The 24,541-nt window shown below is 38.3% G+C and carries 10 protein-coding genes; 7 read left to right on the top strand and 3 right to left on the bottom strand.

What is annotated here, in order from left to right; translation table 11 throughout:
* Nucleotides 1-380: 380 nt before the first annotated feature.
* The 5 genes from ACHRV3_RS12940 (at nt 381) to ACHRV3_RS12920 (ending at nt 20,262) form a co-directional block, all read left to right on the top strand.
* Complete coding sequence (locus ACHRV3_RS12940) at nt 381-14,414, top strand: gliding motility-associated C-terminal domain-containing protein (RefSeq protein WP_395434969.1); 14,034 nt, start codon at nt 381-383, stop codon at nt 14,412-14,414.
* Between the two features lie 43 nt (nt 14,415-14,457).
* Nucleotides 14,458-15,390: a type IX secretion system membrane protein PorP/SprF gene (locus ACHRV3_RS12935; RefSeq protein WP_047779272.1), complete on the top strand. Its 933-nt coding sequence runs from the start codon at nt 14,458-14,460 to the stop codon at nt 15,388-15,390.
* A gap of 11 nt (nt 15,391-15,401) precedes the next feature.
* Entirely contained in the window at nt 15,402-17,336 is a 1,935-nt protein-coding gene (locus ACHRV3_RS12930) for an OmpA family protein (RefSeq protein WP_395434968.1), read from the top strand.
* Nucleotides 17,337-17,582: 246 nt separating this feature from the next.
* Nucleotides 17,583-19,589 (top strand): NAD-dependent DNA ligase LigA, encoded by a 2,007-nt coding sequence (ligA, locus tag ACHRV3_RS12925; RefSeq protein WP_395434967.1) that lies wholly within the window; start codon nt 17,583-17,585, stop codon nt 19,587-19,589.
* The gene (locus ACHRV3_RS12920) at nt 19,576-20,262 is read left to right on the top strand and encodes a lysoplasmalogenase family protein (RefSeq protein WP_047779274.1); all 687 of its coding nucleotides are present in this window, start codon (nt 19,576-19,578) and stop codon (nt 20,260-20,262) included. The genes ligA and ACHRV3_RS12920 overlap by 14 nt, the downstream gene beginning before the upstream one ends.
* A 31-nt stretch (nt 20,263-20,293) precedes the next feature.
* Here ACHRV3_RS12920 and ACHRV3_RS12915 read toward each other — a convergent pair whose 3' ends face one another.
* The 3 genes from ACHRV3_RS12915 to ACHRV3_RS12905 are packed head-to-tail and all read right to left on the bottom strand — an operon-like array spanning nt 20,294 to nt 22,979.
* Nucleotides 20,294-21,202, bottom strand: coding sequence for a hypothetical protein (locus tag ACHRV3_RS12915; RefSeq protein WP_395434966.1), 909 nt, complete (start codon nt 21,200-21,202; stop codon nt 20,294-20,296).
* Between the two features lie 39 nt (nt 21,203-21,241).
* On the bottom strand, nt 21,242-22,153 hold the full coding sequence (locus ACHRV3_RS12910; RefSeq protein ID WP_047779276.1) for a bifunctional UDP-sugar hydrolase/5'-nucleotidase: 912 nt from the start codon (nt 22,151-22,153) through the stop codon (nt 21,242-21,244).
* 49 nt (nt 22,154-22,202) lie between these two features.
* Nucleotides 22,203-22,979, bottom strand: coding sequence for a 5'-nucleotidase C-terminal domain-containing protein (locus ACHRV3_RS12905; protein WP_395434965.1), 777 nt, complete (start codon nt 22,977-22,979; stop codon nt 22,203-22,205).
* A 47-nt stretch (nt 22,980-23,026) separates the two neighbouring features.
* Between ACHRV3_RS12905 and ACHRV3_RS12900 the strand changes: the two genes are divergently transcribed.
* Nucleotides 23,027-23,539 carry a DUF6913 domain-containing protein gene (locus ACHRV3_RS12900; RefSeq protein WP_395434964.1) on the top strand — a complete coding sequence of 171 codons (513 nt, stop codon included), beginning with the start codon at nt 23,027-23,029 and terminating at the stop codon, nt 23,537-23,539.
* Between the two features lie 15 nt (nt 23,540-23,554).
* On the top strand, nt 23,555-24,448 hold the full coding sequence (dapA, locus tag ACHRV3_RS12895) for a 4-hydroxy-tetrahydrodipicolinate synthase (protein WP_047779279.1): 894 nt from the start codon (nt 23,555-23,557) through the stop codon (nt 24,446-24,448).
* Nucleotides 24,449-24,541: the final 93 nt, after the last annotated feature.

The following is a 24,541-nucleotide window of genomic DNA, read 5'->3' as shown; positions in this document are numbered from 1 at the left end:
AAGGCCTAATCATCTTTCTATAGTGATTGAAACATACCAAATATTTTAAAGAATTCCCCAATTCTTCACAAGCTTATAATTTTCATCGCTGAAAATTAATACTACAACAAATCACTTCATAGGGAAGATTGATCCAGGTCAGTATTCCAAAAAATTTTGAGTCCGTTTTTTATTCACATTGAATAAGAAATGCTCGGCAGCATATTTAATTTAACCAAATTACAATATTATTTTTTTTAAGAAATAGATTTTAAGTCCTTAATTTTTAAGGCTTTAGGTTTTGTTTTAATCAATTGATTATTAGTGCTTTTTTGAATTGCCTAAGTATACGTACTTATCGCAAGAGGTATTTTATTGTCCATTTTCTAATCTTCCAAATTATGAAAAAAAATTTTACTTTTTATGATCTCCATTTTATGAAGAGATTGTTAGGACTATTATTTTTATTGTTTTTATGCAATAAAACATTTGCGCAAACATTCTGTAGACCAGTATCACAAACGAATGGTATTTCTGGTATATGTGTTGGCTCAAGTATAACTAATCCTACGGCGGCTTTCGACAATGATCCCGGTTTGACCACCTTTACGACTATGAATACGGTCGTCGGGGTTTTGTGTTCGGTCCAGGAAACAATGGTCTTGAACCAAACAGCTAAAGCTGGTGATGAAATTGTCTTTTACATTGGTAACGGCAGTGGCTTACTTAGTTTAGGATTGTTATCTACGGGTACCATTCAGGCTAAGTTAAATGGCACTAATGCAGGACCAAGTGTTGCAATGGATAGTCCTTTGCTTAATTTAAGTTTGCTTCCGGGTAATACAACCGGAATATTAAAGTTTAAGCTGACAAGTGATGCCAATCAGGTTCAAATTCAGCTGGGAGGTGTTTTAAGTGCCTTAGTCAATTTAAGAATTTATGATGTTCGTTTAGAGTTTGCAGACCCAACAGTGACAGGCGGTTTAAGCCAGACTGTTTGTTCTGGAAATTCTATTACATTAACGGCAGCTCCTTCAGTGGGAACTACTTTGGCATGGTACGATTCGGCAACTTCTACAACGGCTTTAATAGGAGGGAACTCTTTTTCAAGTCCAGCTTTAACGGCCAATACAACCTATTATATTGGAGTTACAAGGGCAGCAGGTTGCGAAAGTAATGAGAGGATACCGGTTGTTGTAAATGTCTCGAATCCTGTTGCACCGGTAATTAGTACAACCGGAACTGCAATTTGTTCGAGTGGCAGTACACAGCAAACCACCTTATCGGTCATAAATCCAATTTTAGGAACTACTTATAATTGGTATACTGCAGCAAGTGCTGGAACACTTTTAGCTTCAGGAAGCAGCTATAGCCCAACCGTTTCGGTGGGCACTACTAGTTTTTATGTAGAAGCAGTTATAGGCTCTTGTTTAAGTTCAACCCGAACTCAAGTTGATGTGGTGTCAACAGCAGTCCCTGCGCTTCCTACAGTTTTAACACAAAGTGTAACAATACAATCAGGACAAAACGCAATATTAAGCGCAACAAGTTCAGAACCGGGAGTAACTATAAATTGGTATGATGTAGCCACCGGAGGAACCGTTCTGGCTAGTAATTCTCCAACTTTTACTACTCCGGTACTAACAGCCACTAAAACGTATTACGCAGAGGCACAAAGTGCTACAGGTAGTTGTGTGAGCAGTACCAGAGTACCTGTGCTAGTAACCGTTATAAGTACGCCAGCGGGAAGTTGTCTGCAGGCAAATAGTCAGGTCACTACTTTAAATGGACTTTGTTTATTATGTACTTCAACAAATCCTAACAATTCGGTAGATGGTAGTGCTACAACAGCAGCACAGCTAACGGTTCCTGTTGGTTTAGTAAACGGATGGGTTCAACAAACGCTTCAATTTAATAATCCGGGTAAAACAGGAGATATTGTAGATGTTGATTTAGAATTACCTTCTGGTCTTCTTGATTTGTCTTTATTGAATTATATTAGTTTGGCTACTTATAATGGAGCGACTTTTAATAACGATAGAGTTTCAATTAATAATATAGTAAGTATACAATTATTAGGAGGAAATAAATTTAGAGCCAGTGTAACTGCAGGAGCCAATTTTGACCGTGTCGAAGTTCGATTAGGTGGTTTGGCTACTCTTTTAACCAGTGTGAATATTTATCAGGCTGCTTACCGATATAAAGTACCTACTGTTACCGGAAATACAACAATTTGTAGTGGACAAACCACAACATTAACGGCAGGTCTTGCTGTTGGTGAAACAATTGCTTGGTTTGATGCTTTAACAGGAGGAAATTTATTAGCCAGTACAGCATCCTATACTACTCCGGCTTTGACTTCGGCGGTAACTAATTATATACAGATCACCAGAAATGGTTGTGTAAATAGTGAGCGCTCGCCGGTGCAAGTATTGATTGATAATCCGCTGGCACCAATAGTGGCTGCTGTTCCTGCAAGTATTTGTAGCGGACAGACTTCAACTATAACCATTCAATCTCCAGTGCTTGGTACAATTTATAAATGGTATGATGCGGCGGCGGCTGGAACTTTGTTGTTTACGGGAACTTCTTTCGTAACACCAAATTTAACAGCAAACACCAGTTATTATATAGAAGCGGGAATTAACAGTTGTATAAGCGCTTTAAGAACGCAAGTCGACGTTACTGTTAATCCGTTACCGGCTGCTCCAATTGCGGCATCGTCTAATGTGATCATTCAGTCCGGACAAAGTGTTAGTTTGCAGGTATCAAGTCCTGAACCGAATGTTGAATTTGATTGGTATGACGCAGCTGTTGGCGGGACATTATTAGCTACTGCCACAAGTACTTATGTAACACCAGTGCTAACAGCAAATACAACTTATTATGTTACAGCGAGAGGTCTTCTTTCCAGCTGTATAAGTAGTGTAAGAACACCTATTAATGTTGTAGTAAGTGCTTCAATTAGTTCTTGTCTGCAAGCCAATTCGGAGGTTGTTACTAAAGGAGGAACGACAATATGTTTATTATGTAGCTCAAATAATGATGGAAATGCTGCCGATGGGGATGTAACAACAGCTTCAACACTTAACATTCCTTTGGGATTATTAGGAGATCATATTGAGCAAACATTGACGTTCACTACTTCTGGTCAATCAGGTGATATTATAGATGTTGAATTGGGAATTCCTACCGGACTTCTTGATATCAGTCTTCTTTCCAATATCACTTTACAAAGTTTTAATTCAGGTGTTCCTAATAGTGATCAGATTTCTATTAGTTCACTTGTGGATATCCAACTATTAGGAGGAAATCGTTTTAAAGCTAGTTTTACAGCTGGTGGTGCCTTTACCAGTGTTCGAGTTCAATTAAACGGACTTGCTACTGTTCTGACCAGTCTGAATATTTATGATGCATCATTTAGATATAAAAATGCAACTGTTACAGGAGCTTCTTCACCTATATGCAGTGGACAAACGGCCACTTTGAACGCCAGTACAACTGCAATAGGAGAAACATTTAAATGGTTTGACTCCGCAACCGGAGGTATAGAGCTTTCTGCTTTGGCAAGTTATACTACACCTTCTTTAACAGCGTCAACAACGTATTATCTAGAAGCAACCCGTGGTGGTTGTATCAATACCGTTCGTGAACCAATTACGGTGACCGTATCTCCATTTGCAACAGCTGCAAATATTACAATTGCAAGTCCTGTTGAAGCTTCTTGTGCCGGAGTAGTTACACTTTCTCCGACATCAGCTTTGGTCGGAGCACAATTTAAATATTACGGAGATCAGGCTAAGACTATTCCAATCTTAGACGCGGGTACCGGTGGATCAGGTGAGACTTATGCAATAAATCCAACTACCTATGCTTTGACGGTTAGTGGTTTAACAGCTGGAGCGTCGCCTTACTCTTATTTTATTTCCGTTGTGAATGCAACCAATTGCGAAAATGAAGCAGGAAATTTAAAAGAGGTAACCGTTACCTATCCAACAACGACAGGTTTAACTTTAATAGCAGTTCCACTACAAGGATGTGGAAGCGTTAATTTGAAAGATGCAATAGTTGGTTTCGATACTTCAGGAAATACAACTTATACTTTTTATGATCCGTCAAATGCGATTATAACTGCAGACGCTGCAGCAAGTGTAAGCACAAGCGGTGTTTACTCTATTCAAGCGCAGGGCAATGGAATTACCTGTCCTTCGTCTAAACAAACGGTAACCGTAACGATCAATGCCTTACCAACTTTGGTGGTAACGCCTTCGATATCTGTGAATACTGGAAGCAATGTAGCTTTAAACGCAGTATCTGATGGAACATTGGCATGGTTTGATCCACAAGGGAATGCTTTAGTAGGACCAGCCTTTGAAACTGGTGTATTAAACACGCCTGGAATTTATACTTATACAGTAGTAGCAAGTAATGCGAATTGTACAAGAACCGGAACTGTTTCTATTAATGTTATTGACCTGAATAGTTGTCAATCATTAACAGAACGAGTTTATGCTACTACACAAACCTTTGGGTTTAATATAACGGGAGGAGTTTCAAATCCGGGTAATGCCGTTGACGGAAGTACTCGAACGTACTCTACCATTACAACTGGAATTGGACTTTTAGGAGTTGGGACTACCTGGCAAGATTTGAAATGGCCGGCTAATATTGTAAAAGGAACTCCGGTAACGGTTAAGTTGGGAACTGAATTAAGTCTTTTGGCCTTAGGACAAAACCTATCTGTGATCGGAACTAAAAATGGAGTAAACATAGGAACTTTTCAAACGGTTTCAGGATCATTGTTGAACCTATTGTCAGGAGACAGTGCTTTCGAGTTTACTTTTGTTCCAAGTGATGGTACCGGACCACAAGATTATGATGGAATAAAAATTCAAATGGCATCACTTGTAAGTGTCGCACAAAGCACAAAAGTATATGATGCTTATTATACAAGATCAGTTTCTACTGTAGCATGTACTCCTGGAGATATTCAGGATATTTATTATGGAGCAGTAGATTTAGGAGTAGGAGCTTTGACTGCTACAGTGGGTGTTAGCGATGCATGGAATGTAGCAGATAACGATATCAGTACTTTTGCTACTATGTACAGCGGTGTTGGGGCACTTGCTGCGGCTGATTTAACTGTAGCATTTAAAACTCCCTCAATAGTAAGTGATACTTTAAGAATAGTAATCTCAAAACCGGGAACTATTTTAGCAATTAATTTACTTACCGGATTTACTATTCAACGTTATTTAGGTGATGTTGCGGTTGGAACTCCGATAGACAATACAAGCACCTTGTTAAGTTTGAAATTGTTAGCAGGTGATTCAATGGCTATCGTTTTAGTGAATTCGCAACCTGAACCTTATGACAGAGTTAGAATTCGTTTTGGTGGTGTTGCGGGAGTACTGGATAATTTAAGAGTTCATACCGTTGACCGAGTAGCCAATACGAAAGTAGTAGGGGGTGACATAAATAATAAGGTCACGGTCTGTCCGGGAACGGCGGTCACGCTCCAGATACCCGAAGTAGCTTGTTCAACTTATAAATGGTATGACGCACCAACAGGAGGTAATGTTGTGGCAACCGGTATTTCTTATACTATTCCGACTACCTTGGCGGCAGGAATTTATAAATATTATATACAACCGGTAAGATACAACTGTGAAGCTTTTACAAGAGGAGAAGTAACCGTTGAGGTTAGAGCTTCAAGCCCGGTAAATGCTTTAACAAATATTACTTTAAACGGAGGAGCAGTTACTTCTATTTGTTCTCCATCTGGAACCGTAACTTTAGCAACTGGCTTAAGTGGTACTCCGGTACTAACAAATCCGATATATTATTGGTATAGTTTTGATGGAACAACAAGTCAGTTAATTGCGGGAGAAACAACTGCTCAATTAATTGTAAACGGTTTAACACCGGGAACCTATACTTATTATGTAGGGGTTAGTTCAGATGAATTATGCGAAACCGCAGCGATAGACAGAAAACAGATTACATTTACAATACTGCCTCCTTCTATCAAGACCGATATTCTGGTTGATGGTACATCTATATGTCATAACGTACCGGCATCCTTGACACCAACCGCACCTACTTTAACAAATGCAGTATTTACGTGGTATTTGGATGCGAATAAAACGCAGCCTATAACAAATGGAGCTGTTATTGGAGGAGTTACTTATGCAATAAGCGGCACAGGTGTTTTAACAGCAACTGGCTTAACAAAAGCCTTGAGCCCAATTATATATTATGTGGCCGTTTCCAGTGATGGAACCTGCGAAAATATTGCCGGTACACTTCAGGAAGCGACAATAGTTATAATTGATCCTAATACACCAACTACAACTGATACTACTCAGGATTTCTGTTTGATAAATGCTCCAACTTTTGCGAGTATTCAGGTAAATGAAAGTAATGTAGTTTGGTATAATGTAGCAACGGGAGGAACTGCTTTTGCACCAACAGCGGCATTGACGAGCGGAGTTTATTATGGTGCTGTTTTAGACCTTTTAAACAGTTGTGAGAGTTCTGTTCGTTTGCAGGTAACTATCAGTGTAACCGATCCGGGCACACCAACAACTACAGATACCACACAAGATTTCTGTTTGGTAAATGCACCAACCTTTGCAAGTATTCAAACGAATCAAGCTAATGTCGTTTGGTACAGCGTTGCAACAGGAGGAGTAGCGATTGCACCAACAACAGCTTTAACGAGCGGTACTTATTATGCTGCCTTGTTAGACGCTACAACAGGTTGTCAAAGTAATGTGAGATTATTAGTTACGATCAGTGTAACCGATCCGGGTACGCCAACTACAACGGATACTACACAAGATTTCTGTTTGGTAAATGCGCCAACCTTTGCGAGTATACAAACCAATCAGCCTAATGTGGTTTGGTACAGCGTTGCAACTGGAGGAACTGCTATAGCACCAACAACAGCTTTAACTAGTGGTACCTATTATGCTGCTTTGTTAGACGCTACAACAGGTTGTCAAAGTAATGTGAGATTATTAGTTACGATCAGTGTAACCGATCCGGGTACACCAACTACAACCGATACTACACAAGATTTCTGTTTGGTAAATGCGCCAACGTTCGCCAGTATTCAAACGAATCAGGCTAATGTAGTTTGGTACAGTGTTGTAACAGGAGGAACAGCTATTGCGCCTACAACGGCTTTAACCACTGGTGTTTATTACGCTGCTTTGTTAGACGCTACCACAGGTTGTCAAAGCAACGAAAGATTGCGAGTTACTATTAGCGTAACCGATCCGGGCACACCAACTACAACAGATACTACACAAGATTTTTGTTTAGTTAATGCACCAACGTTTGCGAGCATTCAAACGAATCAGCCTAATATAGTTTGGTATAGTGTAGTAACAGGTGGAACTGCCATAGCACCAACAACAGCTTTAACCAGCGGTGTTTATTATGCTGCCTTGTTAGACGCTACCACAGGTTGCCAAAGCAACGAAAGATTGCGAGTTACTATTAGTGTAACCGATCCTGGTACACCGACTACTACAGATACTACACAAGATTTCTGTTTGGTAAATGCACCGACCTTTGCAAGTATACAAACCAATCAGCCTAATGTCGTTTGGTATAGTGTAGCAACTGGAGGAGTAGCGATTGCACCAACAACAGCTTTAACGAGTGGTACCTATTATGCTGCTTTGCTAGACGCTACAACAGGTTGTCAAAGTAATGTGAGATTATTAGTTACGATCAGTGTAACCGATCCGGGTACACCAACCACTACAGATACTACACAAGATTTTTGTTTAATAAATGCGCCAACGTTTGCAAGTATACAAACGAATCAGGCTAATGTCGTTTGGTACAGTGTTGTAACAGGCGGAACAGCCATTGCACCAACAACAGCTTTAACCAGTGGGGTTTATTATGCTGCTTTGTTGGATGCTACCACAGGTTGTCAAAGCAACGAAAGATTGCGAGTTACTATTAGCGTAACCGATCCGGGTACACCAACTACAACAGATACTACACAAGATTTCTGTTTGGTAAATGCGCCAACCTTTGCGAGTATACAAACGAATCAGCCTAATGTCGTTTGGTATAGTGTAGTAACAGGTGGAACTGCCATAGCACCAACAACAGCTTTAACCAGTGGTGTTTATTATGCCGCTTTGTTAGATGCTACCACAGGTTGCCAAAGTAACGAAAGATTGCGAGTTACTATTAGTGTAACCGATCCGGGCACACCGACTACTACAGATACTACACAAGATTTCTGTTTGGTAAATGCACCAACCTTTGCAAGTATACAAACCAATCAGCCTAATGTAGTTTGGTACAGTGTTGTAACAGGAGGAACCGCTATTGCACCAACAACAGCTTTAACCAGTGGTGTTTATTACGCTGCTTTGTTAGACGCAACAACAGGTTGTCAAAGTAACGAAAGATTGAGAGTTACTATTAGTGTAACCGATCCGGGAACACCAACTACAACCGATACAACACAGGATTTCTGTTTGGTAAACGCACCAACATTTGCGAGCATACAAACCAATCAGGCCAATGTGGTCTGGTACAGTGTGGCAACAGGCGGAACAGCAATAGCTCCGACTACAGCTTTAACCAGCGGTACTTATTATGCTGCTTTGTTAGACGCTACAACAGGATGTCAAAGTGCTGTGAGATTACAAGTTGCCATTAGTGTAACCGATCCGGGCACTCCGACATTAGTAACTGCAGGAACTCAAAACTTCTGTTTAGTTAATGCACCAACGTTTGCAAGCATTCAAACCACTCAGGCTAATGTGGTTTGGTATAGTGTTGCAACGGGTGGTATAGCTATAGCTCCGGCTACAGCCTTAACGAGTGGTACTTATTATGCTGCTTTATTAGATGCTACAACGGGTTGTCAAAGTGCTGTGAGATTACAAGTTACCATTAGCGTAACTGATCCGGGTACACCGACTACTACAGATACAACACAAGATTTCTGTTTGGCAAATGCACCAACGTTTGCGAGTATACAAACGAATCAGGCTAATGTCGTTTGGTATAGTGTTGTAACAGGTGGAACCGCTATTGCACCAACAACAGCTTTAACTAGCGGAGTTTATTATGCTGCTTTGTTAGACGCTACCACAGGTTGTCAAAGTAACGAAAGATTGCGAGTTACTATAGGTGTAACCGATCCGGGCACACCAACTACAACAGATGTCACACAAGATTTCTGTTTGGTAAATGCACCAACATTCGCAAGTATTCAGGTAAACGAGCCAAATGTGGTTTGGTACAATGCGACAAGTGGAGGAACTGCTTTTGCTCCAACAGCGGCATTGACCAGTGGAATTTTCTATGGAGGTATTGTAGATCCGGTTACAGGTTGTCAAAGTGCTGTAAGATTACAGGTTACCATCAGTGTAACTGATCCTGGCACACCGACGACTACAGATACTACACAAGATTTCTGTTTGGTAAATGCACCAACATTCGCAAGTATTCAAACGAATCAGGCTAATGTTATCTGGTATAGCGTTGCAACAGGAGGAACAGCCATTGCGCCAACAACAGCTTTAACAAGCGGCGTTTACTACGCAGCTTTACTAAATGCTACTACAGGATGTCAAAGTGCTGTGAGATTACAAGTTACTATTAGTGTAACCGATCCGGGCACACCAACATTAGTAACTGCAGGAACTCAAAACTTCTGTTTGATAAATGCGCCAACATTTGCAAGCATTCAAACCACTCAGGCTAATGTCGTTTGGTACAGCGTTGCAACAGGCGGAACAGCCATTGCTCCGGCAACAGCTTTAACGAGCGGTACTTATTATGCTGCTTTGTTAGATGCTACAACAGGTTGTCAAAGTGCCGTGAGATTACAAGTAACTATAAGTGTAACCGATCCGGGTACACCGACTACAACAGATACTACACAAGATTTCTGTTTGATAAATGCACCAACTTTTGCCAGTATTCAAACGAATGAGACTAATGTCGTTTGGTACAGTGTTGCAACAGGAGGAACAGCCATTGCACCAACTACAGCTTTAACAAGCGGAGTTTATTATGCAGCTTTGTTAGACGCTACAACAGGTTGTCAAAGTAAAGTAAGGTTGCAGGTTATCATTAGTGTAACAAATCCGGGCACACCAACTACAACAGATACCACACAAGATTTCTGTTTGGTAAATGCACCTACATTTGCGAATATTCAAACGAATCAGGCTAATGTAGTGTGGTACAGTGTTGCAACAGGAGGAACTGCCATTGCACCAACAACAGCTTTAACCAGCGGTACTTATTATGCTGCTCTGCTAAATGCGATAACAGGTTGTCAAAGTACCGTAAGATTACAAGTTGCTATTAGTGTAACTGATCCGGGTACACCAACAACAACAGATGCAACACAAGACTTCTGTTTGGTAAATGCGCCAACTTTTGCCAGCATTCAAACGAATGAAACGAATGTCATTTGGTACAGTGTGGCAACGGGAGGTACAGCTATCGCTCCGGCAACAGCTTTAACAAGCGGTACTTATTACGCTGCTTTGTTAGATGCAACTACAGGTTGTCAAAGCGCCGTGAGATTACAAGTTGCTATTAGTGTAACTGATCCGGGCACACCGACATTAGTAACTGCAGGAACTCAAAACTTCTGTTTGATAAATGCACCAACGTTTGCAAGCATTCAAACCACTCAGACTAATGTCGTTTGGTACAGTGCTGCAACAGGCGGAACAGCAATTGCTCCGACAACAGCTCTAACAAGTGGTGTTTATTATGCTGCTTTATTAGATGCCACAACGGGTTGTCAAAGTGCGGTGAGATTACAAGTTACGATCAGCGTGACCGATCCGGGCACACCGACATTAGTAAATGCGGGCACTCAAAACTTCTGTTTGATAAATGCACCAACATTTGCGAGTATTCAAACCACTCAGGCTAATGTAGTTTGGTACAGTGTTGCAACAGGTGGAACAGCAATAGCTCCTGCAACAGCTTTAACCAGCGGTGTTTATTATGCTGCTTTGGTAAATACTACTACAGGTTGTCAAAGTGCGGTGAGATTGCAAGTTACTATTAGTGTAACCGATCCGGGCACACCGACAACGACAGATACAACACAAGATTTCTGTTTGATAAATGCGCCAACTTTTGCGAGTATTCAAACGAATCAGGCTAATGTAGTTTGGTATAGTACTGCAACTGGAGGAACAGCGATTGCTCCGGCAACAGCTTTAACGAGCGGTACTTATTACGCTGCTTTGTTAGATGCAACTACTGGTTGTCAAAGTGCGGTAAGATTACAAGTTACCATTAGTGTAACCGATCCGGGCACACCGACATTAGTAAATGCGGGCACTCAAAACTTCTGTTTAGTAAATGCACCGACATTTGCGAGTATTCAAACCACTCAGACTAATGTCGTTTGGTACAGTACCGCAACAGGAGGAACAGCAATTGCTCCAACTACAGCTTTAACGAGTGGTGTTTATTACGCTGCTTTGGTAAATACTACTACAGGTTGTCAAAGTGGGGTGAGATTACAAGTTACTATTAGTGTAACTGATCCGGGCACACCGACATTAGTAAATGCAGGAACTCAAAACTTCTGTTTGGTAAATGCACCAACGTTTGCGAGTATTCAGACTACTCAGGCTAATGTGGTTTGGTACAATGCTGCAACAGGAGGTACAGCTATCGCTCCGGCAACAGCTTTAACCAGCGGTGTTTATTATGCTGCTTTGGTAAATACTACTACAGGTTGTCAAAGTGCAGTGAGATTGCAAGTTACCATTAGTGTAACCGATCCGGGCACACCAACAACGACAGACGCAACACAAGACTTCTGTTTGATAAATGCGCCAACTTTTGCGAGTATTCAAACGAATCAGACTAATGTAGTTTGGTATAGTACTGCAACTGGTGGAACAGCGATTGCTCCGGCAACAGCTTTAACCAGCGGTACTTATTATGCTGCTTTATTAGACGCAACAACAGGATGTCAAAGTGCGGTGAGATTGCAAGTTACGATCAGTGTAACCGATCCGGGTACACCATCACTAGTAAATGCAGGAACTCAAAACTTCTGTTTGATAAATGCACCAACGTTTGCAAGTATTCAAACAAATCAGGCTAATGTAGTTTGGTATAGTACTGCAACTGGTGGAACAGCGATTGCTCCGGCAACAGCTTTAACCAGCGGTGTTTATTATGCTGCTTTGGTAAATACTACTACAGGATGTCAAAGTGCTGTGAGATTACAAGTTACTATTAGTGTAACCGATCCGGGTACACCGACACTAGTAACAGCAGGAACTCAAAACTTCTGTCTGATAAATGCACCAACGTTTGCGAGTATTCAAACCACTCAGACTAATGTCGTTTGGTACAGTACTGCAACAGGTGGAACAGCGATTGCTTTGGCAACAGCTTTAACCAGTGGTGTTTATTATGCTACTTTGTTAGATGCAACAACAGGTTGTCAAAGTGCGGTAAGATTACAGGTTACCATCAGCGTAACCGATCCGGGCACGCCAACATTGGTAACTGCAGGAGTTCAGAACTTCTGTTTGTTAAGTTTACCGACATTTGCGAGTATCAAAACCAATCAGGCTAATGTAGTTTGGTATAGTACTGCTGTTGGTGGAACAGTAATTCCGCTAACAACACTCTTGACGACAGGTACTTACTATGGAGCTATTCTGGATCCGGTAACGGGTTGTGCAAGTGCTAACAGATTACAAGTTCAAGTTACTGTTGGAGCTCCGAATAACCCGACCACACCAAACTCTCAACAGGTATTTTGTTCTACAGCTGCCGCTACAGTGGCAAACATAGTAGTCAATGAAACAAATGTTGCTTGGTTCTATACCGCTTCGGGTGGTACACCAATTCCAGCAAATACGCTCTTAACAACACAATCGTATTATGGAGCTATTTATGATGCCACAAACGGCTGCGAAAGCTTAGTGAGATTACAGGTTAGAGTTACAGTAGCACAACCAAGTCCTAAGCCAACTACAAGCTCAGTTACTCAAAATTTCTGTATTGTTGATGCTCCGACTGTTGCCAGTATTCAGGTAAATGAACCGAATGTGGTTTGGTATAGCACTCCTGCTGGTGGAACTATAATTCCATCGACAACAGCTTTGACCAGCGGTTCTTATTACGGTGCTGTTTTAAGTGCTGTTAATTGTGAAAACCCGGATAGATTAGAAGTGATCGTAGATGTAAATTCACAAGGAATTATTACAACTTCAAAACCAGTACAAACGTTCTGTTTATCTGCAAATCCAACGATAGAAGATATCGAGGTTAATGAAACAGGCGCTATCTGGTATACTTCAGCTACTGGAGGAACTGTATTACCGGCAGGAACACTTCTTGTTGCAGGAACTTACTATGCTACAGCACAGGATAATATGACTAATGGCTGTAATAATGCTGTACGATTAGCAGTTGTAGTTAATTTCTCTAATGATGATTTGGTTCTGATCACAGCTAGTGACGATACACCATGTGTTTTTGACGGGGTAACCTACTCAATTGCCAATGGAAAATCAAATTACGTATGGTCTATTACTAATGGAACGATTCTTTCAGGTGGAGGAGCATCAGACGGCTCAGTAACAGTTTCTTGGTCCGATATCGGTCCTGGTAAAGTTGAGGTTGCCTATTTAAATACCTGTAATGATAATACTTATAAATCATTAGATGTAATAGTAGCTACCTGCTCAGACTTAACCATATCGAATGTGGTTAGTAATCCTACAGCAAATTTTGGAGATACTGTAATGTTCACTATTGTAATAGGAAACGTAGGAATGGGGAATTTTATTAATGTAGAGATTAATAATTTTTTACCGGCCGGCTATCGTTTTATCGGAGCATTTGTGACTTCAGGTGTATATACGGCTTCTACCGGAATGTGGAGTATACCGACTTTAAATTCAGGTCAGAACGTAAAACTGGAAATCACAGCTGAGGTATTACCACCTTTAAGTGTTAACACTAATAAAATGGGTAGTTCTCCACAAGGCAAAATGGCAGCAGCAATACCTGCGGATTATTATTTAGATGTCGCAAAAATTGTGGTTTCAATGCCTCTGGATGTTAATTTACTCAATAACACCGCTACAGCAACAATTACTCCGACCTGTTTAACAGTGTACAACGAGTTTACGCCAAATAGCGATGGACTAAATGATTTTTTCAGAATTGATTGTATCCAAACCTATCCGGACAATGAACTAAAAGTCTTCAATAGATATGGTGCATTAGTATACAGTAAAAGAAATTATGAAAATACTTGGGATGGAACTGCGAACGTTTCCGGAGTTGTGAATAGAGGAGATATGTTACCAACAGGTACTTATTTCTATGTGATAGACACTGGAGACGGAACGATTAAAAAAGGCTGGTTATCTATAATGAGATAAGCTTCTATTAATCATCTAATTAATTAACTAAATAAGTATCGTTATGAAACTATATATAAAATTATTAGAAACGTATTTCATTCTAATATGTTCTTTTATTACATTTTGTGCCAGCGCACAACAGGATCCACAGTACACGCAATACATGTACAACACTATGGCGATAAATCCGGCTTATGCCGGATCTACCGGAACTTTAGAAGCAACACTTTTACATCGTTCTCAATGGGTTGGAATTTCCGGTGCTCCGGAAACACAATCGTTTTCTGCTCACACACCACTCCGAAATGAGAAAATTGGTCTGGGACTAAGTGTCGTAAACGACAAAATTGGTCCTTCAAGCGAATTGTATCTGGATGGAAACTTCTCTTATTCATTGCCACTTGGTTATGAAAAAAGATTAGCATTTGGTTTAAAAGCAGGTTTTAGAATGTTGGATATAGATTGGTCTAAAGGGAGATTTTATGATGAGAATGATGTTTTGCTAAATCAAAACATTAGTAACCAGATGAAACTGGCAGTTGGAGCGGGAATTTATTATTACACCGACAAATGGTATGTTGGGTTTTCAGTTCCAAGCTTCATTCAGAATGATTATTATGATGATGTACAAGAATCAATAGATTATGATCGCTTGCATTATTATTTAATGGGAGGATATGTATTTGACTTAAGTCCAAATTTAAAATTTAAACCGGCATTTTTAGTAAAAGCAGTAAATGGAGCTCCACTTACTGCTGATGTGTCGGCGAATTTTATGATTGCGGAAAAATTTGTAATTGGAGGTGCCTACAGAACGGATGATTCCGTTAGTATCTTGGCAGGTTTTCAAATAACAAAAAGTTTTTACCTCGGATATGCTTTCGATTATACGGTCAGCCAGTTAAATAAGTACAACGATGGTACACATGAATTCATTCTGCGTTACCAGTTTACTAAAAATCAAAGTAAAATCAAATCCCCAAGATTCTTCTAAATATGAGGCTTATGAAAAAATTGTATATCCTAGGTTTATTCGTGAGTTTTACGGTTAGTTTTGCTCAAACGAATTTAAAGAAAGCGGACGCATTGTTTAAAAACTTTTCCTATTTAGATGCTTCAAAAGCCTATGAGGAGTGTTTACAAAACATAAAAAGTCCTTCAGCACAAACGTTAAAGAATGCTGCTGATTCGTATTACTTCAATTCCGATTCAAGGAATGCACTCAAATGGTACAGGAAGTTATACGAAGTGCAAGGCAATAATTTAACAGATATCTATTACCTGCGTTACATTCAATCTATGAAAGCAGTTATGGATTATGACGAGGCAGATAGGGTCACAAAAGAATATTTAAATAAAAAAGGAGATCAAAAAGAGATCAATCGCTATGTCGCTCAGAAAACCCAAATGGATAGTTTAGCTAAAACGAAATCTCTTTATCAAATTAGAAATTTAGATATTAACACCAGTAAATCTGATTTTGGAGCTACCTATTTTGTAGATAAAATTGTATTCTCTTCTGCCCGAGACACAACAAAATTCGGAGATAAGTTATACACCTGGAACAATCAGCCTTTCCTGAATTTGTATTTGGCCGACAGAAATCCTGCCGATGGTAGTTTGTTTAACGAAACAGTGTTTCTGGCAAACGTAATGACTAAATACCATGAGGCGACAGCTACCTTTGACAGTAGCGGGAAAACCATTTACTATTCGACAAATATTGTAAAGAAAAACAAACTGGTTGTAGATGAAAACAAAATCAACAATTTTCAAATTGTCGAAGGAAAAATAGTAGATAATAAACTCGAAAATCCGCAAAAAGTGTTTTTTGACAGTGAAGAGTATTCCGTTGGACACCCTTCTTTAAGTGATGACGGACAGTTGCTCTTCTTTGCGTCAGACATGCCGAACGGATTTGGTGAAACAGATTTGTATTATGTGAAAATTGCAGCCGACGGAACCATGAGTTCTCCTGTGAATTTAGGACCAAAAATCAATACAATTGGGAATGAAGTTTTTCCTTTTTTCAGAAACGGAGTCCTTTATTTTTCTTCAGACGGGCATTATGGTTGGGGAGATTTAGATATTTATGAAAGCAAAATGTTGTCTGATGGAAGTTTTACGACACCCCGAAATTTAGGAGCGCCAATAAACAGTAACAAAGATGATTTTTCTTTTATAATTGATAAGGCCGGCGAATTGGGCTATATTTCTTCCAATAGAGACGGCGGTAAAGGAGACGACGATATTTACGCTTTTGAAAAAGGAAAACCAATTTGCAATCAATCGATATCCGGTATGGCAGTCGACAGAAAAACCAAATTGCCACTGGAAGACGTTGTAATTATGGCTTACAATTCCTATAGCGAAGTTCTGGGCGAAACAAAAACCAACTATGAGGGCAAATATGCAATAGAAGTTCCTTGTGGGAAAGTGATTAAAATGATTGCGGCAAAGATGAACTACAGTAGTGATGAAAAAACAGTAGAAACTACCAAGGTAAACGGAGGCGAAATCAAAGATGTCAATTTTGAACTTAGTAATTACGATGACTTAGTGGTAAAGAAAAAAGGAGTTGAAAAAGTGGACGTAAAACCAATTTATTTTGATTATGATAAGTACGATATTACACCTCTGGCTATCGAAGAGCTAACTAAGGTTGTTTTTATCATGCAAAAATTTCCAAACATCCGAATCAAGATAGAATCTCATACCGATTCTCGCGGAAAGGATGCTTATAATATGGTGCTTTCAGATAAAAGAGCCAAATCAACCCGTGATTATATTGTTTCTCAAGGGATTGATGCTTCCAGAATAGAAAGTGCGATAGGGTATGGGGAAAGCAGACTAATTAACAGATGTAAAAATGGGGTAAAATGTTCAGAAGCAGAGCATTTATTAAACAGACGTTCTGACTTTATCATTATCCAGAAATAGTTTTGTATTCCGGCTCTGGTGGTTTGATCAGAAGCTTAAAAGTGCAACACGAAGATACCATTGGAAGTTGGTTTTTATTAATTCTTTTTTTAAGAATGATGGACATGAAGGAAATCAGGTTGTATGAATTTACAACCTGATTTTTGGTTTTTTAAAACTTTCATTTTTTGATGTTTTTCAATAAAAATAATCCTAATTTTGAGGTACAGTTAAACAACATTCCAATCTGTATCATTTTAGTATTTTATGAGTATTCAAGAGACCATTCAAACGTTACGAAACGAACTTAATCAGCACAATTACAATTATTATGTACTTGATAATGCTACAATTTCGGATTATGAATTTGACATCAAATTAAAAGAGCTTCAGGACTTAGAAAATAAGAATCCGGAGTTTTTTGACGAAAATTCACCAACGCAGCGAGTAGGAGGTACGGTTACCAAGAATTTTAAAACAATTGCACATCAATACCGAATGTATTCTCTGGACAATTCCTACTCCAAAGACGATTTGGAAGATTGGCAAAACCGAATCCAGAAAGTACTGGGCAATGTTGATTTGCAATATACCTGCGAACTAAAGTACGATGGTGCTTCGATAAGCATTACGTACGAAAACGGAAAACTGACTCAGGCTTTAACACGTGGTGATGGTTTTCAGGGAGATGATGTAACGAACAATATTAAAACCATAAAATCAATTCCGTTACAGCTAAAAGGAAATTACCCGGATCGATTTGATATCCGCGGAGAAATTATACTTCCTTATGCCGGTTTTGAAAAAATGAACCAGGAATTAATCGAAATAGGTGAAACACCTTATTCCAACCCGAGAAATACAGCTTCGGGAAGCTTAAAATTGCAGGACAGTGCTGAGGTCGCCAAACGTCCGTTAGAATGCCTATTGTATTTTGTAACCGGTAATAATCTGCCTTTTTCCTCTCAGTATGATGGATTGGAATCAGCCCGAAAATGGGGCTTTAAAGTACCAAATGAAGCCAAATTAGTTCATAATCTGCAAGAAGTTTTTGATTTTATTGATTATTGGGACGTTCATCGTCACGAACTGCCTTATGAAACAGATGGTGTAGTAATAAAAGTAAACAGTATTCAGCATCAGGAAGAATTAGGTTATACAGCAAAATCACCACGCTGGGCTATTGCCTATAAATTCAAATCAGAACAAGTTTCAACGAAATTAAATTCAATCTCCTATCAGGTAGGGCGTACAGGAGCAATTACACCCGTGGCAAACTTAGAACCTGTTCAATTGGCAGGAACCGTTGTAAAAAGAGCTTCTTTGCATAATGCAGATCAGATTGAGAAATTAGATATTAGAATTAACGATACCGTTTTTGTTGAAAAAGGGGGTGAAATTATTCCTAAAATCATTGCTGTAGATTTAGAAAAACGTCCTGAAAACTCAGCAATTACACACTATATAACACACTGTCCGGAGTGTCAGACCGAGTTGGTCAGAAACGAAGGAGAAGCCAATCACTATTGCCCTAATTTTTATGGATGTCCGCCGCAGATTATCGGACGTATTCAGCATTATATTTCAAGAAAAGCGATGGATATTGAAGGTCTTGGAGGTGAAACGGTTGCTTTGCTTTTTAATAACGGATTGGTACATAATTATGCCGATTTGTATGAATTGACCGTAGCGCAAATTTTGCCTTTGGAAAGAATGGCACAAAAATCGGCTGAAAATCTGGTAAATGGAGTTCAAAAATCAAAAGAGATTCCGTTCGAGAGTGTCTTGTTTGCTTTAGGAATTCGTTTTGTTGGAGAGACAGTAGCAAAAAAACTAGCCAAACATTACAAGAATATTGATGCATTAGCCCAAGCTTCTTTAATGGATTTGATTTTGGTGGATGAAATTGGCGAAAGAATTGCAAAAAGTGTTATTGAGTTTTTTGAGAATGAGGAAAACCAAAGTATAATTGATCGTTTGAAAAATAAAGGCGTTCAATTTGAAATTGTCGAAAAAGTAAATCCGAATGCTACTGATAAATTCGCAGGAAAAACATTTGTAGTATCAGGTGTTTTTACTCAATTTTCGCGCGATGAATTAAAGAAAGCGATCGAGGATAACGGAGGAAAAGTAGGAAGTTCGATCTCTGCCAAAACAGATTTTGTGGTGGCAGGAGATAATATGGGACCAGCCAAATTAGAAAAAGCGAATAAGTTAAATATTCCAATATTGTCCGAAGAAGATTTTATAAACAAATTAAATGAAAGCGAATAAACCGTCTTTGATTTTGTTTTTTCTTGCCTTACTCTTTACGATCATTTTTGATTGTATGGAACAGGATTTCTTGGTAATCTATACGAAATCAATCGTTCTGCCGGCTATTTTTATTTATTTTCTGATTAGTAGTGATTTTAGAATCGGTAAGATAGAAAGTTTAATTTTTCTATTCTGTTTTATAGGCCAGGTCTTCGAAATCATGGCGATTGAAGCTTCTGAAATTGGCGGCGTACTGAGCTTTTTGATTGTTTATATCTTGCTTTTAATGATTTTTGTACGGGAACACGAAAAATTGAAACTAACCAGAAAAGATGTTTTGCCAATCGGTATAATTGTTATATTTCTGGTTTATCTGTTGGTTTCTATACTAAACCTACAGTTTTATAACATGAAGAAGTTTATTATTCTGTATACTATTTATGGCGTTGTTTTGGGGTTTGTGAGCTATTTTTCGTTTGCAAGTTATATCACAAAAGGAACCCATATCGCCTTGCTAATGTCATTAATGACGATTAGTTTTATGTTCTCCGATGTGTTTTACGTATTCAATCAAAGTTTTTCGCATTCCATTGTTTTAGTGATAATCCGGGATGCCACGCAAATTATGGCGTACTACTTTATGGTAGAATATTTTCTGGAAAAGATTAAAATTCAAAAGAAAATCAGATAAACTTTTTAGGTAGACAAAATTTCGTTTAACTTTAGATCACAGGATTTTCAGATACTTTACCGGTAATTAAATCAATTGTGTTGTGGGTGTAAAGCAACACCTTATTTTCGAAAAAATCACTTGAGAACCCTCCACGAAATTGATACGCTTCAATTTGGTTTACAATTTCTCCATTGGTAGCATCCACCACATATTCTGCTCCCCAACTATTGGATTCAGTAGAAGAAGCGTAAACGGCTAAAAGTTGTCCATTTTCTGTTTGAAATATATCAGAAGAGTTTATTCTTCCTCCATCTTTTCCTAAGTAGTTAAAATCTTTGTACCACTTTATTTTGTAATCGCGATCAAAGCAGTACAAAACGTTTGTTTCGGTGATCAGATAAATAAAAGTGAAATCGACCGAAAATTTTATTCGGCTTATCATTGCTTTGGTACCAAATTTAATCGATTCAGTCTTACCGGTAGCAAAATCGAATAAATAACAAGTATCTTTAGTATTCTCACAAGGCGCAAGAAAAGTATCATTTTCAGGATCTAGATCTCCTTTATAGGTTCTTATTTGTTTGGGTAATTCGGCGGTAATTTGCTGGAGTGACAAATCATAACAAAAGGGTTTCTTTTTGCTTGCGACGATTATAATTTTATTTCCTTTAGCATTAAACTCAACGTCATAAATACAATAATTGTCGGTATTTAGTAATACAGTTTCATTTTCATGATCTGTAATTACTAAATCCGTTCTGTAAGCTCTGGTGTTTGACGAAGTTCTGGTAATGGCAATCCTTTTTCCGTCAATTGAGATGTTTTGGGGCTCCCATTCCGGAAAATCAGCTAAGTATTTTTTTTCCTGAGTATTAAAATCAAATAAAAAAAGTCCTTTTGTATTATTTGGTTTTCTATTTCCAAACAATCCAATTTTAGAATGCCTGTTTACGATCATGTCTTAGTCTTTGTATTTTAGGAATCAAATAAAAGGTAATTACACAATAATAGACCTTCCTTGATTGCTGTGTGCTTTGTCTTTGTCAAAGTAGAAATCAATTCGGCCTAAGTTAATTCCGTAGCAACCAACTTGATTTACCAATACTTCTGTTCCGATTTTGTTTTTTACAACAGTCGGTTTGTCCAGAAAAGTATGCGTATGTCCGCCAATAATTAAATCAATATCCTGAGTTAATTGCGCCAGCTTTAAATCGCAGATTCTTGAGGGATCATTTTTATATTCGTAACCCAAATGAGAAAGGCAGATGACTAAATCACATTTCTCTTCTTTTTTTAATAATTGGGTCATGTCCTGAGCAATTTCAACAGGATTGTTGTAGATGGTCTCTTGGTACATTTGTTTGTCAACTAAGCCGGCAAGCTCAATTCCAACACCAAAAACGCCTACTTTAATTCCGTTTTTGTGAAAAATTTTATACGGTTTTATAAGCCCGTTCATTACGGTGTTTTTAAAATCGTAATTAGAACAAATAAAATCAAAACTGGCATGAGGCATTTGAGCATGTAAACCATCAAGTCCGTTGTCGAAATCATGATTTCCGATCGTTGAAGCATCGTATTTCATCATACTCATGAGCTTAAATTCAAGTTCACCTCCATAATAGTTAAAATACGGGGTTCCTTGAAAAATATCGCCGGCATCCAATAAAAGCACATTTGGATTTTCTTTGCGAATGGTTTCTATAAGAGCCGCTCTGCGAGATACACCACCTTTATTTGCATTACGCGGATCATCAGCCGGAAAAGGGTCGATGTGACTGTGCACATCGTTGGTGTGTAAAACAGTTAAGTGTTTAATATCGTTGGATTCAAAACTGCTTAATGATAAACCTAAGCTTAATAAAGCAGTACTGGCAGCCGTTTTTTCGATAAATTCTCTTCTTTTCATTGGTATATTTTTTAGCTGGACGCTGAGTGTAATTGTAATTTAAATGGAGTTATTCTTCTGTTATTCTAATGTCTTTCGCCACCGGAATCGTGTCTACTTCCTTAAAGTAATCAATCAGTACATTTCGAAGTTTGTAATTCAAATCAAATTTCTGAGTAGTTTTTAAGAAAAAGTTCATGTTATCTCCGCCATTTGCAAGGTAATCATTGGTAGCAACATAATACGTTTTGTTGGTATCAAGCGGTTTTCCCTGAACAAGTATGTTTTTTGGTGTATTGTCTTTAGAGATTGTAAAAGTCATTCCTGCCAAAGGATGCGGTTTTTTCTCCTTAATAATATAAGAGGTCATTGCTACGAGTTGTTCTCCTTTTAGAGCCAGAACCACCAGATTGTTTTCAAAAGGCATAATTTCAAAAGCTGTTCTTTTGGTAACATTCCCTTTTGGTAATATAGCACGGATTCCACCATGATTTAAAAAACACAAATCGATATCTTTTTTCTCACGAGCATTAAAAACGGTATTCCCTCTTTTTAAGCAGACATCAGCAATTAGATTACCAATGCTGGTTTGCCATTTTCCGGTACTTTTTTCCAGTGTTTCAGGGCAATAAGCTAAAATGCTGTCCAAATCTTTATTGATATTATTGCGATAGGGAGTAATAAAAGTTTCGATTTCCGGAGTTTGTGGAGCTTTCTCGGTTATAGGAAGTTGTTTCCCTTCTATCTTCGTTAAATTGTAGTTCTTGCTACAAGAAGTTATAAAAAAAAGTGTTAAGAATATAACAAAAAGTTTTAAAAACCCGTTATACTTTTTTAGTTTTACCATCTTAAATGCGACTTAAATAATTAATTTTGTAATCTCGTAAATGTACTATGTTTTTAAATTACATAAAGGAATTTTTTATAAAAAAATCGTTAAAAAATAACTTGCGTAGCGTAAAAAATGAAGTCTTTACAAGTGCTATACAAACAATTGGTTTACTGGTTGATGAGACTAAGTTTAAGCATTCAAAAGAGCTGATAAAAGAGCTTGTCTTGAATGGAATCAACCCCGATAACATAAAAATTGTAGTGTATAGAGATAAATTTAAGGAGAAAAAAACGTACTCAAGACCCACATTTGGTAGAAAACACATCAATTGGAAAGGGGAGATTGAAACAGATTTTTTAACTGAATTTATCGAGACAGAATTTGATCTTTTGATTAGTTATTACGACATCGAGAAAACGATTTTGATGTTGATAACGGCGAAGTCAAAAGCAAAATTTAAAGTTGGTTTTACATCCGTCGATAAAGAATTAAACCGATGGATGATAGATACCACCCTGGAAAATTATAAACTTTTCGTTTTCGAATTGTTTAGGTATTTAAAGAACATTAAATAAATTATAAAGTAGAATATGCAATCATTAATAGGAACCGGTGTTGCTCTGGTAACTCCATTTAAAAAAGACTTTTCAATTGATTTTGAAGCATTACAACGAATCGTAAATTTTTCGATCGATGGAGGAGTTGAGTATCTTGTTGTTATGGGGACTACAGCAGAAAATGCTACCTTGACGCAAGCAGAAAAAGAATTGGTTATAGATGCAGTTGTAGAATATAATAAAGGAAGATTGCCTCTTGTACTGGGTGTTGGAGGTAATAATACCATGCAACTGGTTGAGGAATTAAAGACCAGAGATTTTTCTGCATTTGAAGCTATTCTTTCTGTTTCTCCTTATTATAATAAACCGACACAAGAAGGTATTTACCAGCATTTTAAAGCAATAGCCGAAGCTTCTCCTATACCTGTGATATTGTATAATGTACCGGGAAGAACGTCAAGTAATATGTTGCCGGCAACAGTAGTGCGTCTGGCAAATGATTTTGAAAATATAGTAGCCATAAAAGAAGCAGCAGGAGATGTAGTGCAAGCCATGCAGCTGATAAAAAATGCACCGAAAGATTTTCTTGTAATTTCAGGAGATGATATGATTGCTTTGCCAATCGTTTTGGCCGGTGGAGCAGGAGTAATTTCTGTAATTGGGCAAGGTTTTCCAAAAGAATTTTCAGAAATGATCCGTTTAGGATTGAATAAAAAAGTAAATGAAGCTTTTAAGACGCAGTACTTTTTATCCGATTGTATTGATATGATTTTCGAACAGGGAAATCCTGCCGGAATCAAACAAGTATTCAAAGCCCTTGGTATTGCTGAGAACACAGTGCGTTTGCCATTGGTAACGGTAGACGATGAACTGGCAAACAGGTTGAATGAATTTGTTAAAAAAAGCATTAAAGTAGAGCAGGATTAACGGTATTTTATTATACCAAAAAAATATTTTGTAGTAGCTAAATTAATAACTAAATTTGCCACCGGAACTTCGGTGTGATTTTGCTTTGGCACA

It is taken from the genome of Flavobacterium sp. FlaQc-49, assembly GCF_044005985.1.
Classification (GTDB): Bacteria; Bacteroidota; Bacteroidia; order Flavobacteriales; family Flavobacteriaceae; genus Flavobacterium; species Flavobacterium cupriresistens.
This window is presented reverse-complemented; position numbering and strand designations above follow the sequence as displayed.